Origin of the sequence: Streptomyces sp. NBC_01390 (assembly GCF_045040105.1) — a bacterium.
GTDB lineage: Bacteria > Actinomycetota > Actinomycetes > Streptomycetales > Streptomycetaceae > Streptomyces.
This window is the reverse complement of sequence record NZ_CP109551.1, coordinates 9,398,785-9,415,698: the sequence shown is the minus strand read 5'-3', so window position 1 is coordinate 9,415,698 and position 16,914 is coordinate 9,398,785. Positions and strand designations below refer to the sequence as shown.

Here is a 16,914-nt window from a genome sequence, read left to right as displayed (position 1 = left end):
CTCTTATTGCTTTTGTTGTTCTTTATTGGTTTCTCCCTTGGCCGCGGACGGCACGAGGCCCAGCAGCGCGACGGCGAGGACGACCACGACGGCCGCCCGGTCTCCGGCGCCCGACACGGCGACCGCGGCGACCATGGCCGGCACCAGGGCCGCCGCGACCTGGACGGCGGTCTGGTACAGGCCGATGGCGGCCTGCCGGTCGGGTGCCGCGACCCGCGAGGTGGCCTGCATGTTCAGCGCCGCGAAGGCCAGCACGAACCCGGCGCCCATCAGCAGCATCGACGGCAGTACGTCGGTGGTGTAGCGGACGGTGGGACCGGACGCACGCAGCAGGTACAGCAGACAGGCCACGGGTGGGCAGAGCGCTCCCAGGGCGATCAGCCGGGCCGTGCCGAAGCGGCTCACCAGCCGCCCCGTCACCAGCGCGGTCACCGCCACCGGAGCGCTCGCCGGCAGAAAGGCCAGCGCCGTCTGCCAAGGCGACCAGCCGTGGTACGTCTGGAGGCGCACCGTGGCGAGCAGCAGCAGGCCCAGATAGGAGCCGTTGAGGGCGGCGGCGCCCACCATCGAGCGGACCAGCGTGGCGTTCCGCAGCACGTCGAGGCGGACCAGGGGCCGCAGGGCGCACCGCTCGGCGGCGACGAACGCGACGGCGAGCAGGGCCGCGAGCGCGATCAGAACGATCGTCCGCGGGGCGGACCAGCCGACCTGAGCCGCCGTCACTGTTCCATATACGAGCGTCAGCAGCAGTCCGGCGAAGGACGCGGCGCCCGCCACGTCGAAGGAGCGCGGTGCCGACGGGCGGGGTTCGTCGGCGGGGACGAGCCGCACCGCGAAGGCGAAGAGGACGAGTACGACGGGGGCGGGGAAGAGGAAGGCCCACCGCCAGCCCGCTCCGGTGAGCAGTCCGGACAGCAGCAGGCCTGAGGTGAAGCCGGCGGCGCCGAAGAACGCGTAGACCGAGACCGCCCGGTGACGGTCCGGGCCCTCGCGGAAGGCGGCGGCGATGATGGCCAGCCCGGTGGGGGCGGTGAGCGCGGCGCAGAAGCCCTTGACGAACCGCATGGCGACAAGGAGCCACGGCTCGCTCGTCAGCCCGGACACCACGGAGGCGGCGGCGAAGGCGACGAGCGCGGCCAGATAGATCCGGCGGCGTCCCAGCAGCTCCACCACCCGGGCGCCGAACAGCAGCAGTCCGCCGAACCCCAGGGCGAACCCGCTGACCAGCCACTGCAGGCCGGTCAGCGACAACCCGAGGTCCTGGCCGACCGAGGGCAGCGCCACGATCACCACGGACACTTCGAGCGCGTCGATGAGCATGTTGCCCGCCAGCACGATCAGCAGGCCCCATTGCCCTGGGCTCCAACGCCCTGGAGACCACTGCTCCGGAGTCCTCCACCCGGCGTCCGGCGTGGGACCGGAGGGTCCTCTGGTCATCGGTCCGCCTCAGCCGAGCAGGGTTCCGCCGCTGGCGTCGATGAAGGCGCCAGTCACCCACCGGGCATCGTCGGAGGCTAGGAAGGCCACGACGTCGGCGACGTCCTGCGGCTCCCCCACCCGCCCGAAGGCCGACAGCTGTGCCATCTGCTCTACGGCCTCGGGGATGTCGAAGACGGGGCTGCCGTTGCGGGTGATGCCCGGCGCGACGCTGTTGACGGTGATGCCGCGCGGGGCGAGGAACCTGGCGAAGTGCAGGGCGATTTGTTCCAGCGCACCCTTGCTCATCGCGTACGCGATCTCGTCGGGGTTGGCGACACGGGTGAGGCCCGAGGAGATGTTGATGATCCGGCCGCCTTCGGTGAGGTTGGTCAGTGCACGCTGGATGACGAAGAACGGTGCCCTGGCGTTGACCGCGAACAGCCGGTCGAACTTCTCCGGGGTGGTGTCCTCGACGGAGACCCCGCCCATGACCCCGGCGTTGTTGACGACGATGTCGAGATCGGCCGATCCCGTACGTTCTTTCAGCCCCTGTTCGAGGGCGAGGAACAGCTCGTGGACATCACCGGGAACTCCGAGTTCGGCCTGGACGACGAAGGCTCGGCCGCCCTCCTTCTCGATCGACGCGACGACTTCCTCGGCGGTCGGCACACCGGTGGAGCAGTGGACCGCGACGAGTGCCCCTTCCCGGGCCAGCCGTGTGGCGATCCCGCGGCCTATGCCCCGGCTCGATCCCGTGACCAGTGCCGTCTTGCCGTTGAGCCTGCTCATGTCGTGTCTCCGTTCAACTGGGGTGTGGTGTCCGGTAGTTGTACGTGTGTGACCGGGGTGGGCCGGCCCGCCGCACCAGGTGTGCAGGGCGGCGACCAGGGGCTGTGGGCCAGGGGGTCCGGCCGAGGCGATCCAGGCGACATGACCGTCCGGGCGGACGAGCACGGCGTCGGGGCCGGGGAGCGGGCCGAGGGAGTCCGGTTCTGCGGCCACGGTGTCCACGCGGTCCGCCCAGGGTGCGGCGGTCGCGCGCAGGAGCGCGTGGTGCTCCGGGTCGCCGTAGGCGTCGATGAGCAGGCCTCGCCCGGAGCGCATGGGGTGGTCGTGTGCCAGGCGGGCGCCCAGCAGTGGATGCCCGCTCGCGTCGACGTCGTAGCGGATGTCCAGGCCGGAGATCATCCCGGCCAGGTGGCGTCGGGCGGGTTCGTGGGTGATGAGTTCGGCCAGGACGGCACGCAGGGGGTTCACTTCGGGGCCGCCGAGCAGGAGTGCCGCCTGGGCGTTGATGTTGCCCAGCACCCGTCGGCCGACCGCGTGGCGTTCGGCGTGGTAGGTGTCGAGGAGGTTGTCGGGTGCCCGGCCGGTGAGGTGGAGGGCCAGTTTCCAGCCGAGGTTGACGGCGTCCTGGAGGCCGAGGTTGAGGGCCTGGCCGCCGATGGGCATCTGCTGGTGGGCCGCGTCGCCGGCGAACAGGACCCGGCCGTGCCGGTAGGCGGCGAGTCGACGGGAGGCGTCGCCGAAGGCGTTGACCCAGATCGGGGTGCCGTGGGAGATGTCTTCGCCGGTGACGCGCCGCCAGGCGTCGCGGATGTCGGCGAACTCCGGGTCGCCGGTACGGTGTCCGGCCGGGCCGTCGAACTCGTGGACCATGACCCGGGTGACGCCCTGGGGGTTGCGGGCGGCGATGGCCAGGCCCCGCTCCAGGCGCTGGAAGTGCCGGGCGGGGATATCGATGCCGTCGATGTCCGCCCGGATCAGTTCCCGGCCCGCGTCCTGTCCGGGGAACTGGGCCCCGAGGAGGCGGCGTACGGTGCTGTGCTCGCCGTCGCAGCCGACGACGTACCGTGCGCTGATGCGCAGCGGCCCGGCCGGGCCCGACACCTGCGCCTCCACCGCGTCCGGGTGGAGCGTGAGTGCGGTCAGTTCGTGTCCGCGCCTGAGGCGGGCGCCCAGGGACAGGGCCCAGTCCTGGAGGATGGCCTCGGTGCGGACCTGGGGGGCCTTCCACTGACCGGGGTAGGGGCCGGGCAGGGTCAGGTCCAGGGGGATGCCGCCGAAGTGGCCCATGGTGTGGTGGGGCAGACTCCCGAAGCGGTCCAGCAGTCCGCGGGCGGCGAGGATCTCCATGGTGCGGGCGTGCAGGGTCGACGCCCGCGACTCGGTGGTCGGCTCGGTCCTGCGCTCCACCACCACGACGTCCGCGCCGCCGAGCCGCAGTTCCCCGGCGAGCATCAGCCCGACGGGGCCCGCCCCGACGATGACGACGTCACTGTCCAGGACGTCCACGCTCAGCGCTTGCTCTCGGCGTGGTTCTTGGCGTGCTTCTCGGCGTGGTCCTTGGCGTGGTTGAGGGTGGCGCGGCTGTTGGTGCTCAGCGCGCCGTGTACGTAGGCGCGGGCGTCCGCGACGGTCGCTTCGGGGCCCAGGATCTTGGCGATGTTGGCGGTGTTGAGGACGACGGTGTGCTGTGAGGAGGCGGCGACGCCCTCGTCGTTGTCGGTGAAGGTCCAGTAGCCGGTGTGCAGGGTCATCAGCGCGGGCAGGGTGACCTGCTTGTAGGCGATCTTGTGGTGCGGGAAGGCCACCCGGTAGGACTTGGTGGTGTGCGTCGACCCGTCCTTCGCGCGGGTGTCCATCTCCAGGCTCTGCAGCCCGGGGGTGTCCTCGGTGAAGCGGACGGAGGCCACGTGCGGCAGCCGCTCCACCCACAGCCCGGCCTCGTTGACGAAGTCGAAGGCGTCCTTGGCGGAGCCGTCGATCTGGACGGTGTCCTCGAAGGAGAAGGTCAGCTCTTCGGCGGCGTGGGCACGTTCGACGTTGGTCTTCAGCGCGGCCAGTTCGGACCGGGAGTTGCGGTCGACGGCCTCGTCGATCCACTTCAGGCTGTCGGGGTCGTCGTCGATCGCCCGGTAGTCGTGCAGCAGACGGACCCGGGAGGCGGCCTCGGACAGCGGCTCGATGATCCAGGTGCCGCCCATCGCGGCGACCGGCGGGGCGGACACCTCCTGCCGGAACGTGATCGTCAGCCGCTGCGGGTCCAGGGTGCGACGCGACGTCCAGTTCTTCGCCTCACCGTTGGCGGTCGCCCAGATCCGGATGCGTTCCTCGCCCTCACCGAGCCCGACGTGGTCGACGTAGATGGTGGGCGGGAAGATCCGCGGCCAGTTCTCCACCTCGGCGATCAGCCGGTAGACGGCGGCGGCCGGAGCCTCGACGCTGATCTCGTGCTCGACCTCGCGGGGTTCCTGCTGAGCCATGCTGTTCTCCTCTTTTCCAGAAAGGGGCAGGAAGGGGCAGGGATGGGGGGAAGGGCAATCAGAAGTTGCCGAGGCCGCCGCAGACGTTGAGGGCCTGCGCGGTGATGGAGGCGGCGGTGTCGGAGACCAGATAGCCGACCAGGCCGGCGACCTCCTCCGGGCTGGAGTAGCGGCCGAGCGGGATCTTCGCGGAGAACTTCTCCATGATCGCGGCCTCGGTGGTGTCGTAGGCGGCGGCGTAGCCCTGCCGGACGCGCTGGGCCATGGGCGTCTCGACATAGCCGGGGCACACCGCGTTGACGGTGATTCCGGTCGGCGCGAGTTCGTTGCCCAGGGCCTTGGTGAAGCCGACGACACCATGCTTGGACGCCGAGTAGGGAGCGCCGAGCACCACACCCTGTTTGCCGGCCGTCGAGGCGATGTTGACGATGCGGCCACGGTCCTTGTGGCGCATACCGCCGGAGTTGAGCACCTCGTGGGTCAGCCGGAAGACGCTGTTGAGGTTGGTGTCGATGACGTCCTGCCACAGCTCGTACTCGATGTCGGCGGTGACCCCGCCGCCACTGCGGCCCGCGTTGTTGACCAGTACGTCGATCGTGCCGAACCGGTCGACGGCGGCCTGGACGAAGGCCCGCACATCGACCGCCGAGCGGACGTCGAGGATCGTGCCGTCGACATCCAGACCCTCCGCGCGCAACTCCTTGACCGTGGTGGCGACGTTGTCGGCGTTACGGGCCCCGATGAACACCCGGTGACCCTGACCGGCCAGCAACCGGGCCACGGCGAGCCCGATACCGCTCGTCGCACCCGAGACCAGCGCGACCCGTGTCGGTGCGCTGACGGCGTCCTGCTGTTCGGAGACTGAGGTGACAGTCATGTTCCGTGCTCCCGGACTCGGTTCAGGCCGCGGCTGCGGCGAGGTGGGTGTTGACCAGGTCGATGAGCGCGCGCGGCGTCGTGGCGTCGGCCAGCGCGGACTCGTCCAGGGCGATGGCGTACTCGCGCTCGATGCGGCTGCTGGTCTCCAGCAGGGCGAGGGACTCGTAGCCCAACTGCTCGAACTCCGTGTCGAGGATCTCGGCGTCGAGGTCGACGCCCTCGTCGGAGCCCGCGCCTTCGAGGAGGATCCGCTTGAGATCGGCGAGCGTGAACGGAGACATGTCGGTTCCCTTCAGGGTGTTTCGGGAGGTTTTATGGCGTTCGGGGTGCGGTGGTCGGGTGAGCCGGGGGCGCCCCATGGCGTCAGCCGGTCGGGCGGTCAGACGGCTCGTACGACGAGCGCCGAGTTGAAGCCGCCGTGGCCGCGGGCCAGTACCAGCGCACTGCGCACTGTCATGGGCCGCGCCTCACCGGTGACCAGGTCGAGGTCGTGGCCGGGGGCGGGGTCGGCGTTGGTGGTCGGCGGGACGACGCCGTCCTGGATGGCCAGCAGCGCGGTCGCGACATCGAGGGCGGCGGCGCCGGAGTAGAGGCGGCCGGTCATCGTCTTGGGCGCGGTCACCGGGACGCCGCGCGGGCCGAAGACGGCGCGGATCGCCTCCGCTTCCACCCGGTCCAGCTCCGGGACCGCCGCCGCGTCCGCGAAGACCACGTCGATGTCCCCCGGCTGGGCTTCGGCGTCCGCCAGGGCCAGCTCGATCGCCTTGCGCAGCCCGGGTTCACGGCCGGTCTTCGGCGCGGGGTCGAAGGTGGCCGCGTAGCCGGCGATCTCGCCGTAGACGCGGGTGCCGCGCCGCCGGGCCGCCGCCGCGTCCTCCATGATCAGGATGGCGCCGCCCTCGCCGGGCACATGCCCCCGGGCCTCCGCGTCGAAGGGGACATAGGCGCGGGTGGGATCGTCGCAGGTGCTCAGCCGGCCGCTCGCGAGCTGGGCCACCCAGCCCCAGGGGCAGACGGAGGCGTCCATACCGCCGGAGACGACGAGCGGTGTCCCCTTACGGATCTGGCGCCGGGCCTGCGCGATCGCGTCCAGTCCCCCGGCCTGGTCGCTGACGACCACTCCGCTGGGGCCCTTCATTCCGTTGCGGATGGAGATCTGGCCGCTGTTGACGGCGTAGAACCAGGCGAAGGACTGGTAGGCGCTGACGTACTCGCTGCCCTGGCCCCACAGCTTCTGGAGCTCGTTCTGGCCGAACTCGAAGCCGCCGGACGAGCTGGCGGTGACGACGCCCATGTCGAAGGCCGGGAGTTCGCCCGGCTTGACCCCGGCGTCCTCCAGGGCCCATTCCGCCGCCGCCAGCCCGAGCTGGGTCATCCGGTCGGTCTGCGGGATCAGCCGGCCGGGGATGTGGTCCCGCGCGGTGAATCCGGGTACCTCGCCCGCCAGTCGGACGGGGTAGCCGCTCGGGTCGAAGCGGGTGATCGTGCCGATGCCGCTCCGGCCGGCCAGGGTGGCCTTCCAGTAGTCGTCCGCCCCCAGTCCGTTGGGCGCGGCGACGCCCAGGCCGGTGACCACGACGGAGGGGCTCATGCCGCCCTCCGGTCGGGCCGGGCCAGCACCATGGCACTCTGGAAGCCGCCGAACCCGCTGCCCACGGTGAGCACCGCGTCCGTGAGCTGGTCACGTGCTTCGAGAGGGACGTAGTCGAGGTCGCACTCGGGGTCGGGGGTGCGCAGGTTCGCCGTCGGCGGCACGACCGAGTTCTCCATGGCGAGGGCGGAGGCGGCGATCTCGATGGCGCCGATCGCCCCGAGGGAGTGCCCGACCATCGACTTGATGGAGCTGACCGGGGTCCGGTACGCGTGGTTGCCCAGGCTCCGCTTGAACGCCGCTGTCTCGTGACGGTCGTTCTGCTTGGTGCCGGAGCCGTGGGCGTTGATGTAGTCGATGCGGTCGGCGGGCATCCGAGCCTCGTCGAGGGCGACGCGGATCGCCTCGGCCATCTCCACGCCGTCCGGCCGCAGACCGGTCATGTGGTACGCGTTGCTGCGCGTGGCGTACCCGGCGATCTCGGCGTAGACATGGGCGCCGCGCCGTCTGGCGCTCTCCAGTTCCTCCAGGACGAACACCGCCGCTCCCTCGCCCAGCACGAACCCGTTGCGGGAGCCGTCGAAGGGGCGGGACGCCCGTTCGGGTTCGTCGTGCCGGGGTGTGGTCGCCTTGATGGCGTCGAAGCACGCCATGGTGATCGGGGAGATCGGCGCGTCCGTCGCACCGGCGATCATGACGTCGGCGGAGCCCTCACGGATCACGTCGACGGCGTGGCCGACCGAGTCCAGGCCCGAGGTGCAGCCGGTGGACACCACCGTGCTGGGGCCCTGGGCGCCGACCGCCCACGCGACCTCGGCGGTGAAGGAGCTGGGCACCAGGTAGTCGTAGAGATGGGGTACGGCGTACTCGTGGTCGACGAGTGCCAGCCTGCCGCCGTCACTGACGATCCGGTACTCCTGGTCGAGGCCCGTCGTGGCGCCCACGGCGCTGCCGATGGTGACGCCGACGCGGTACGGGTCGTGGGAGTCGAGCTCGATCCCGCTGTCGGCGACCGCGCCGCGCGCCGCGACGACCGCGAACTGCGCGGCCCGGTCCATCCGCCGGACCTCCTGCGGGCTCAGACCGTGGGCCTCGGGGTCGAAGTCGATCTCCGCCGCGACCCGGGAGCGGAAGGGGGAGGGATCGAAGAAGGTGATGCGGCGGGTCGCCGTACGTCCCTCGCTCAGCAGGCTCCAGAAGTTCTTGACGCCGACACCGCCCGGAGCGAGGACGTCCATGCCGGTGATGACGACGCGTCGCCCGGTCATGACGCCTCCCAGCTGTAGAAGCGGGTGGCCATGGCATCGGCCGGTGAGCGCCAGGTCGCAGGGTCGTACGCCTCGATGAAGGGCTTCAGGTCCTCGCTGATCCCGATGAACCGTGGGTCCGTCTTCGCCTCCTCGATGAGCCGGCCGCCGTTGTCCTCTTCGAAGTCCTGGAGGTGGAAGTAGAGCCCCCGGTACGAGAACAGCTGACGGCGCCGCGTGCCCATGCGATGGGGCATCTCCGACTCGTCGAAGGCGCCGAACAGCCGTGCGACGTCCGCGCTGGAGCCGGGTTCCATCCGGGCCACAATCAGGGTGCTGTGCATGGATTTCCTTTCGTGTCCTGCTGTTTCCGGTGTCCTGCGGCAGCCGTGCGGGGCCGTGGGTCTAGCGGGCGGGGCCGAACCAGCGGTCCAGGGCCATGGGGAGGTCGCTGTGGCAGCCGGGCGCGGCCCAGGCCACGTAGCCGTCCGGGCGGATCAGCACGGCGGTGGTGCCCGCCGGGAGACCGTTGCCGGTGGCGTCCTTCGGCTGTGCGGTCACGATGTCCACGCGGTCCCGCCACCCGCCGGCGCGGCGCCGCAGTTCCGAGTTGTCCGCCAGATCGAGCAGGACACCGCGTCCCGTGCGCAGAGCCTCCGTGCTGCTGTCGGCGGTGCCGCCGGACAGCTCCAGGTGCGGCATGCGGCGACCGAGCAGCGGGTGCCGGCCTCCGGCGACCGGGTAGTGGACCTCCAGACCGCTGACCATCCCCGCGAGGTGCCGGCTCACCGGCAGATAGGTGATCAGCTCGGTCAACACGTCGCGCAGTGGCTGGACTTCGGGACCGCTGAGGAAGAGCAGGCCCTGGGCCTGGGTGTTCATCAGCAGCCGTTGGCCCACCGGGTGTCGCTCGTCGTGGTAGGTGTCCAGCAGCGCTTCGGGGGCCCGGCCTTGCACCACGGCGGCCAGCTTCCAGCCCAGGTTCACGGCGTCCTGGATGCTGGTGTTCATGCCCTGGCCGCCGGCCGGGAGATGGATGTGCGCGGAGTCGCCCGCCAGGAACACGCGGCCCTGCCGGTACCGGGTCACCTGGCGGGTGGCGTTGCCGAACGAACTCACCCACACCGGCTCGCCGTACGAGATGTCGTCGCCGGTGAGCCGCTTCCAGGCCGCCGCCACCTCGTCGTACTCGGGCGGCACCTCCCGCCGCTGCGGAGGCGTGCCCCGTTCGCAGACGATGAGCCGGGTGACGCCGCCGGGGAGCGGGCCGACCATGACCATGCCGCCGGGGAGCGTCTCACCGACCATGCGCGGCTTGAGGTCGAGCCCCTTCACGTCGGCGAGGAACATCTCCATCGTGGACGGCGTGCCCGGGAAGTCGAAGCCCATGGTTTTGCGCACGACACTGCGTCCGCCGTCGCAGCCCACCACATAGCGGGCGGTCAGCCGGTGCACGCCGTCGGGGCCGTCGACCTCCACCTCCACGAGATCGCCGGTGTCCTTGAGGGAGAGCAGCTCGTGCCGGCGCCGGATGTCCCCGCCCAGCTCCTCGACCCAGTTCTCCAGAACCGTCTCCGTCTGGGACTGCGGCACGGTCTTCGCGGCCTGGTGGGCACCGTCGAGTACGGCGAAGTCGACGGGGAGACCACCGAAGTGGCCCTGGTTGCTGATCTCGATGTCCCCGAACCGGGACAGCAGTCCCCGCTGGTCGAAGACCTCCATGGTGCGCGCGGTGAACCCCAGGCCCCGGGACTCGCCGGTACGTTTCTCCAGCCGCTCCAGGACGATGACGTCGACCCCGGCCAGCCGCAACTCTCCGGCGAGCATCATTCCGGCTGGTCCCGCTCCGACGACCACTACTTCGGCGTCCATATCTCCTCCTCGGTAGCTGCAACAAGGATTCGGCGAAATTCCGGCAGATTCCGGGCACACGGGCCCGGCACGACCCGCAGAAGAAAATTCAGGTCCGGCTCGGGGAAGCAATGGCCGGGGTTTTCGGGGCCCCGAAATGCGAGAATGGGTAACTGAGAGAAATCTTCCTCGCCATTTCAGGGGTGGGTCAAGGAGTCGATTCAAGAGACCGGTGAGGAATCATCAGACAAACGTCAAGAATCGACTGGGACCCAGCGAAGTGTCAGAGGAATGTCAATACGGGACCAGGCGGAGGGCGCGGTCGTAGCGGCTGACGGTGGCGCTCTCCGGGTCAGGTGGAAGTGCGCGGAGATGCCACCGGGGTACGCGTCCGGCTCGTTCTCCAGCGCCTCCAGGGCCTGCAGCGCCTCCAGGGCGACATGGGCCCAGGCGCGCTGCCGGTCCGGGTCAGATCCCGCGAACTCGACGTCGACGACCACGAATGCCTCGTGGACACACGCCAGTGGCCGAGGAGACCGGGCCGGCTACGCGCCGTCCCGCACGGCGATCCGCGCACACCCGGTCATCCCTGCAGGGCCTCGGCGATCATCGCCGCTGTCAGCATCTGCACGCCCCTGCCGCTGGTCGGGTCGCAGCCGGTGACATCCTCGATCCGCCTCAGCCGGTAGTCCAGCGTGCTGCGGTGGATGAACATGGTGCGGGCCGCCTTGTTCCGGCTGTAGTCGGCGTCGACGAAGGCGGTCAGCGTCTCCCACAGGACCTTGTGCGCCCGAAGTGGCCTGATCATCGACGCCAGTTCGGTCCGCACCCTCTCGTTCAGGGTGACCGCGTACTCGACCAGCACGTCCGACATCGTGTAGGCGCCGCTCGGGCGCAGTCCCGCCATCACCAGCTTCAGCACATAGGACGCTTCGTTGAACCCGTCGACGAGTTGCGCCCTGTCCCGTTCGGCGGTCGCGAGCCAGCTCCTGCCGCCGAGGCACTCGGTCAGCCGCTTCACCGAGCGTTCGCCGCTGCCCGGACCGCCCGCCGGGATGAAGAGCACGACGTTGCCGTCCCGGTGCGTCAGCAGGGTGTCCTGCCCCGACACCGAGCACAGCGCGTCCTCCTCGCGGCCGCCGGGCTCCGCGAGCCTCACCGCGGCGATCAGGTATCGAGGAGCAAGTCCTGCGAACACGTCCGCGGGCAGCGGACGGCCGTCGGCGAGGTCGCCGGCCAGATCACGCGAAGCATCCGTAGTGGCCTTCTGCTGGTATCCGTCGAGGAAGTCCTGCAGCAGGCGCCCCCCGGCGCGCACGATGGCGGCCAGCTTCGGATCGCCTGCCGCCGCCCTGGTCAGCAGCTCGACCAGTTCGTCCGGCTCGTTACCGGTCCACTGCCGCCCCGCGGCCCGCACCTTCGCCCTGAAGTCGGCGACCCTGGCCTCCTCCGGCGTCGAGCAGTCCGTCTCGCCCGGAAATAACGACCTGCCTGCCGTTTCGATCATTTTTCACCGCCCAGACCTACCACAGGCATTGACGGCAACGTCGAAGAAAATTCACTCGCCGAAGCAGTGGGGGTTTTCGGCACGACACTCTCCACATCATGTCCACGAGGGCGCATCGAAGCCCGTTGGGGGGGGCTTCGAGCATGGACATGCTAACACAATTGCTTGAACCTTATAACATATTACCCGCCGGTCGCGGACTCTTAGCCGGGCCGGCAACGCCACACCTCTGTACATATAGGGACGAACAAGACCTGCATGCCGCAAAAATGGGAGGGAATTCCGAGGTGGGCGGAAAATGCCGGGGCACCACGGGGGCGCCGGTGACAAAGGATGAGCGGGACACCTAGGATGCCAATCAAGTAGGTCCTCACTCTGTATTTCACCGATTACGGTCCTGGCCTGATCGGCTGTACGGGATGGATGGGTGACATGGACAATCCTCAGAACGGCCTGAAGAGCTGCTTTCGCCGCTCGGACTGTGCCAGAAATCAAAATTGCGGTCCGCTTTCCCCCGACTGGGGGCTCAGCTCAGTCCAGGCCAGGATCCTGGAGGGCGTTGCGGCCGGCTTTTCCAGCGGGCGACTCTCGCGAGAGATGTACCTCAGCTCGAAGACCATCGACTATCACGTCCGCGTAATGTCCGAGAAACTGCAGGCACCGAATCGTGTCGCTTTGGTTTCGAGGGCATACGCCCTCAATATTCTGATAACGGAATCCTGGCCCCCGCGCGTCGCGTGTGAAGCCGTGGATTGACGCACGCCGGTTCGCGGGATCACGATCCGCATCCTGAGGGCGACGAGTTCTCTCGTCGGCTCGTCGGACCGCGTGCGGCCACTCACGCCTGGGCGTCCGCGCCCCCCTCGATGTCCACGCCCATCTCCTCGGCGATGCGTACGGCCTCGGCCAGGAGGGTCTCCACGATCTGTGACTCCGGGACCGTACGGATCACCTCGCCCTTGACGAAGATCTGGCCCTTGCCGTTGCCGGCGGCGACACCGATGTCGGCCTCGCGCGCCTCCCCGGGCCCGTTGACGACACAGCCCATCACCGCCACCCGCAACGGCACCGGGAACCCCTCGAGCGCAGCGGTGACCCGCTCGGCGAGGGTGTGCACATCGACCTGGGCCCGACCGCAGGACGGACACGACACGATGTCCAGTCCCCGTGGCCGCAGCCCCAGCGACTCCAGTATCTGCGCGCCGACCTTGACCTCCTCGACCGGTGGCGCGGAGAGCGAGACACGGATGGTGTCGCCGATGCCCTCGGCGAGCAGCGCGCCGAACGCGACCGCGGACTTGATCGTGCCCTGGAACCGGGGGCCCGCCTCAGTCACACCGAGATGCAGCGGGTAGTCGCACCGGCCGGCGAGCTTGCGGTACGACTCGATCATCACCACCGGGTCGTGGTGCTTCACCGAGATCTTCAGGTCGGTGAAACCGTGCTCCTCGAACAACGAGCACTCCCACAACGCCGACTCCACCAGGGCCTCCGGAGTGACGCCGCCGTGTTTGCGCAGCAGCCGCTTGTCCAGCGACCCGGCGTTCACACCGATCCGGATCGAGATACCCGCGTCCATGGCCGCACGGGCGATCGCGCCGACCTGGTCGTCGAACTGACGGATGTTTCCGGGGTTGACCCGTACCGCGGCGCAGCCGGCGTCGATCGCGGCGAACACGTACTTCGGCTGGAAGTGGATGTCGGCGATCACCGGGATGCCCGACTTGCGCGCGATCACCGGCAGCGCCGCCGCGTCGTCCGCCGATGGCACGGCGACCCGCACGATCTCGCAGCCCGCCGCGGTGAGCTCGGCGATCTGCCGCAGCGTGGCGTCGATGTCGACGGTGGGCGTGGTGGTCATCGACTGCACCGACACCGGCGCGCCGCCACCGACCGGCACCGTGCCCACCGTGATCCGGCGGGAAGTGCGCCGCGTGGCCACCGAGAGCGGGACCTCACCCCTGCGCGGCAAGGGCATTCCCAAAGCGACGGACGTCAATGTTCCTCCTCCGAGTGAACCGGCCAGGTGCCGGCGTCGTCGATGCCTGCCGGCGCCGGTGCGGCGTCGAGGCCGGTCAGCAGTTCCACCACGACCCTGGTGATGTTCTGCGCGGTCAGCCCGCAGGCGGCGAGCACCTCGGCCCGGGAGCCGTGGCTGAGGAACCGCCTCGGGATGCCGAACTCGCGCAGTGGGGTACGTACGTCGGCGTCCCGCAGCTCCTGCGCGATAGCGGAACCGACACCGCCGACGCGGCTGTTGTCCTCGACCGTGATCGCGACCCGGTGGCGGCGGGCCAGGTCGGCCAGCGCGGGGTTGACCGGGGTGACCCACCTCGGGTCCACCACGGTCACCCCGATGCCCTGTGCCCGCACGCCCTCGGCGACCGTGAGCGCGAGCCCCGCCAGCGCACCGACCGCGACGATCAGCACGTCCAGCGATCCGGAGCGGCACAGCACGTCCAGCCCGTTGAAGGTGGCGACCGCCGGCAGGTCCTCGCCGACGGGCCCCTTGGGGAACCGCAGCAGAGTCGGACCTTCGTCCCACGCGACCGCCTCGCCCAGCAGCTCGGCCAGCCGGGTGCCGTCCCGCGGCGCCGCGATCCGCAGGCCGGGCACGACCTGGAGCACCGAGAGGTCCCACATGCCGTTGTGGCTCGGCCCGTCGTCACCGGTGACCCCGGACCGGTCGAGGACGAAGGTGACCGGGCGGCGGTGCAGCGCCACGTCCATCAGCAACTGGTCGACCGCGCGGTTGACGAACGTCGAGTAGATGGCCACCACCGGGTGCACCCCGCCCATGGACAGCCCGGCGGCCATGGTGACCGCGTGCTGCTCCGCGATGCCTACGTCGATCACCCGGTCCGGGAACTTCCGCTGGAGCGGCAGCAGGCCGGTCGGCTCGGTCATCGCGGCGGTGATCGCCACCAGGTCCTCGCGCCGCTCGGCCAGCTCGACCAGCGTCGCGCCGAACACCGAGGTGAACGACCGGGCCGACGCGCCGAGCGCCTGCCCGGTGCGCGGGTCCATCGGTCTGATCGCGTGGCCCAGGTCCAGGTCGTTGGCCTCGGTGTGCGAACAGCCCCTGCCCTTGGCCGTGATCACGTGCACCACCACCGGTCTGCCCAGCGCGTGGGCGCGGCGCAGGGCGTCCTGGACAGCGGGCAGGTCGTGGCCGTCGATCGGGCCCTGGTAGGAGAGCCCGAACTGTTCGAACACTGCAGGGGCGCCCCCGTTCCGCAGGTCGGCCAGGTGCTCGGCCAGGCCACCGACCGTCGGCGCGTAGGACCGCTGGTTGTCGTTGAGCACGATGACGAGTGGCCGGTCCGGGCCGCCCGCGATGTTGTTGAGCGCCTCCCAGGCCATACCGCCGGTCAGCGCGCCGTCGCCGATGACCGCGACGGTCGCCCGGTCGCGTCGGCCGAGGTGGGCGTCCGCCCTGGCCAGCCCGTCGGCGTAGGACAGCGCGGTGGACGCGTGCGAGTTCTCCACCAGGTCGTGCTCGGACTCCTCCCGGCTCGGGTAGCCGGAGATGCCGCCCGACTTGCGCAGCCGGTCGAACCCGGCCTGACGGCCCGTGAGGATCTTGTGCACGTAAGCCTGGTGCCCGGTGTCCCACAGCAACCGGTCACGCGGGGACTCGAACACCGTGTGCAACGCGATGGTCAGCTCCACCACTCCCAGGTTCGGCCCGAGGTGTCCCCCGGTGGCGGAGACCCGCTCGATCAGGAACGCGCGGATCTCTCCGGCGAGGTCGCGGAGCTCCCCGGCGGTCAGCTCACGCAGCCGCGCCGGGTCGCGCACGGTTTCCAGCAGCGCCATGTCGAACAGTGCTCCTCACCGGGTGCGGCGGGCGGCCACGGCCACCCGCTCGGTCAGTTCGGACTGCCGGTCCGGCCGACGGCCTCGGGTGCCGGCCGACGCCGGCGGGGACTCTCGTACGGCTCGCCATGAAGGTGAAGGTCGCCCTCAGGGCGTGGGGTGGTCTCGACCGGTGGGGCGTGTCGGGGCCGGCGGCGACAGGAGCCGCCCGGTCTCGCCCGCTCTCGCCCGGTCACGGCGTGTCCGCCGCTTCGGTCAGCCGCGCGGGCGGGGAGAACACGATGTCCTCGGTCGCCACCCGGGCCACGGCCGTGTCCGCGTAACCCAGTTCCGCGAGCCGGTCGAGCAGCTGGTCGACGAGGATCTCCGGCGCGCTCGCCCCGGCGCTCACCCCGACCGTGCTCACGCCGGCCAGCCATGCGGGGTCGAAGTGGGTCACGTCCGGCACCAGTTCGGCCCGGCCGCCGAGCCTGCGCGCGACCTCGACCATCCGGACCGAGTTGCTGGAGTTGACCGAACCGACCACCAGTACCAACTCGCACCGGTCCACGATGGCCCTGATGCCGTCCTGGCGGTTCTGGCTGGCGTAGCAGATGTCGTCGGTGGCGGGCCCCCGCAGGCCGGTGAACCTGCGCCGGAGTACGGCGATGATGTCCTTGGTCTCGTCCACCGAGAGCGTGGTCTGGGTGAGGTAGGCGACCGGTGCGTCGGGGGGAAGGTCCAGCGCCTCGGCGTCGGCAACCGTCTCGACGATGATCGTCCGGTCGGGAGCGTGCCCGAAGGTGCCCTCGACCTCCTCGTGGTCGGCGTGCCCGACCAGCAGCAACGTCCGCCCGTCCCGGGCGAACCGGCGGGCCTCCTGGTGCACCTTGGCCACCAGCGGGCAGGTCGCGTCGAGCACGTCCAGCCCGCGCGCCTCCGCGTTCTGCCGCACCTGCGGGGAGACGCCGTGCGCGGAGAAGACACACACCGCGCCCTCCGGCACCTCCTGCTCGGAGTCGACGAAGCGGACACCCCGGCGCTGGAACTCGCGCACCACGTAGTGGTTGTGCACGATCTCCTTGCGGACGTATATCGGCGCGCCGTGCTGTTCCAGCGCGAGGTCGATGATGGCTATCGCCCGGCGTACGCCGGCACACAAACTCCGCGGCTCGGCCAGCAGGACCTGCTTACCGCCACTCATTCCCACTCCGTTCCGTGCCGTGGCGTCCGCGTCGGCACGCCCGGCTTCGCGTCGCCGTACAGGGCATCCACGCCGGTCGGTAGAACCGAGTCCTTCTCAGAAGTCTTGTCCGCCCTCGAGTGCCGGCTTAATGGCCTGACTCGAACACGACT

At 70.2% G+C, this 16,914-nt stretch carries 15 protein-coding genes; 1 reads left to right on the top strand and 14 read right to left on the bottom strand.

The genetic code is table 11. The annotated features are described in order from the left end of the window. Nucleotides 1–3 precede the first annotated feature (3 nt). From OG241_RS42240 to OG241_RS42190, 11 genes are all read right to left on the bottom strand, one after another. Nucleotides 4–1,437 (bottom strand): MFS transporter, encoded by a 1,434-nt coding sequence (locus tag OG241_RS42240; protein ID WP_405823299.1) that lies wholly within the window; start codon nucleotides 1,435–1,437, stop codon nucleotides 4–6. Nucleotides 1,438–1,446: 9 nt separating this feature from the next. Further along, complete coding sequence (locus tag OG241_RS42235; RefSeq protein ID WP_405823297.1) at nucleotides 1,447–3,714, bottom strand: SDR family oxidoreductase; 2,268 nt, start codon at nucleotides 3,712–3,714, stop codon at nucleotides 1,447–1,449. A 2-nt stretch (nucleotides 3,715–3,716) separates the two neighbouring features. Continuing rightward, a complete protein-coding gene (locus OG241_RS42230) occupies nucleotides 3,717–4,685 on the bottom strand; it encodes an aromatase/cyclase (protein ID WP_405823295.1) in 969 nt (322 codons plus the stop codon). Nucleotides 4,686–4,743: 58 nt separating this feature from the next. Continuing rightward, nucleotides 4,744–5,562 (bottom strand): 3-oxoacyl-ACP reductase FabG, encoded by an 819-nt coding sequence (gene fabG, locus OG241_RS42225; RefSeq protein WP_405823293.1) that lies wholly within the window; start codon nucleotides 5,560–5,562, stop codon nucleotides 4,744–4,746. A 22-nt stretch (nucleotides 5,563–5,584) separates the two neighbouring features. After that, entirely contained in the window at nucleotides 5,585–5,845 is a 261-nt protein-coding gene (locus OG241_RS42220; protein WP_405823291.1) for an acyl carrier protein, read from the bottom strand. Nucleotides 5,846–5,943: 98 nt separating this feature from the next. Further along, nucleotides 5,944–7,155 carry a ketosynthase chain-length factor gene (locus OG241_RS42215; protein WP_405823289.1) on the bottom strand — a complete coding sequence of 404 codons (1,212 nt, stop codon included), beginning with the start codon at nucleotides 7,153–7,155 and terminating at the stop codon, nucleotides 5,944–5,946. Beyond that, entirely contained in the window at nucleotides 7,152–8,423 is a 1,272-nt protein-coding gene (locus tag OG241_RS42210; protein WP_405823288.1) for a beta-ketoacyl-[acyl-carrier-protein] synthase family protein, read from the bottom strand. Before OG241_RS42210 ends, OG241_RS42215 begins: the two co-directional genes overlap by 4 nt. Next, the gene (locus tag OG241_RS42205; protein WP_405823287.1) at nucleotides 8,420–8,746 is read right to left on the bottom strand and encodes a TcmI family type II polyketide cyclase; all 327 of its coding nucleotides are present in this window, start codon (nucleotides 8,744–8,746) and stop codon (nucleotides 8,420–8,422) included. The genes OG241_RS42210 and OG241_RS42205 overlap by 4 nt, the downstream gene beginning before the upstream one ends. Before the next feature lie 61 nt (nucleotides 8,747–8,807). After that, nucleotides 8,808–10,274 (bottom strand): FAD-dependent monooxygenase, encoded by a 1,467-nt coding sequence (locus OG241_RS42200; RefSeq protein ID WP_405823285.1) that lies wholly within the window; start codon nucleotides 10,272–10,274, stop codon nucleotides 8,808–8,810. Between the two features lie 233 nt (nucleotides 10,275–10,507). Further along, on the bottom strand, nucleotides 10,508–10,753 hold the full coding sequence (locus OG241_RS42195) for a hypothetical protein (RefSeq protein ID WP_405826932.1): 246 nt from the start codon (nucleotides 10,751–10,753) through the stop codon (nucleotides 10,508–10,510). Between the two features lie 83 nt (nucleotides 10,754–10,836). Then, complete coding sequence (locus OG241_RS42190) at nucleotides 10,837–11,760, bottom strand: PucR family transcriptional regulator (protein ID WP_405823283.1); 924 nt, start codon at nucleotides 11,758–11,760, stop codon at nucleotides 10,837–10,839. Between the two features lie 423 nt (nucleotides 11,761–12,183). On the opposite strand from OG241_RS42190, the gene OG241_RS42185 reads away from it, so the two are divergent. Next, on the top strand, nucleotides 12,184–12,516 hold the full coding sequence (locus OG241_RS42185) for a helix-turn-helix transcriptional regulator (RefSeq protein ID WP_405823281.1): 333 nt from the start codon (nucleotides 12,184–12,186) through the stop codon (nucleotides 12,514–12,516). A gap of 82 nt (nucleotides 12,517–12,598) precedes the next feature. On the opposite strand, the gene ispG is transcribed toward OG241_RS42185, so the two are convergent. The 3 genes from ispG to ispH all read right to left on the bottom strand — a co-directional run bounded on the left by ispG (nucleotide 12,599) and on the right by ispH (nucleotide 16,762). Continuing rightward, a complete protein-coding gene (gene ispG, locus OG241_RS42180; protein WP_405823279.1) occupies nucleotides 12,599–13,759 on the bottom strand; it encodes a flavodoxin-dependent (E)-4-hydroxy-3-methylbut-2-enyl-diphosphate synthase in 1,161 nt (386 codons plus the stop codon). After that, complete coding sequence (locus tag OG241_RS42175; protein WP_405823277.1) at nucleotides 13,756–15,579, bottom strand: 1-deoxy-D-xylulose-5-phosphate synthase; 1,824 nt, start codon at nucleotides 15,577–15,579, stop codon at nucleotides 13,756–13,758. The genes ispG and OG241_RS42175 overlap by 4 nt, the downstream gene beginning before the upstream one ends. Nucleotides 15,580–15,811: 232 nt before the next feature. Then, nucleotides 15,812–16,762, bottom strand: a complete 951-nt coding sequence (ispH, locus tag OG241_RS42170; protein ID WP_405823275.1) for a 4-hydroxy-3-methylbut-2-enyl diphosphate reductase — start codon at nucleotides 16,760–16,762, stop codon at nucleotides 15,812–15,814. Between the last annotated feature and the right edge of the window lie 152 nt (nucleotides 16,763–16,914).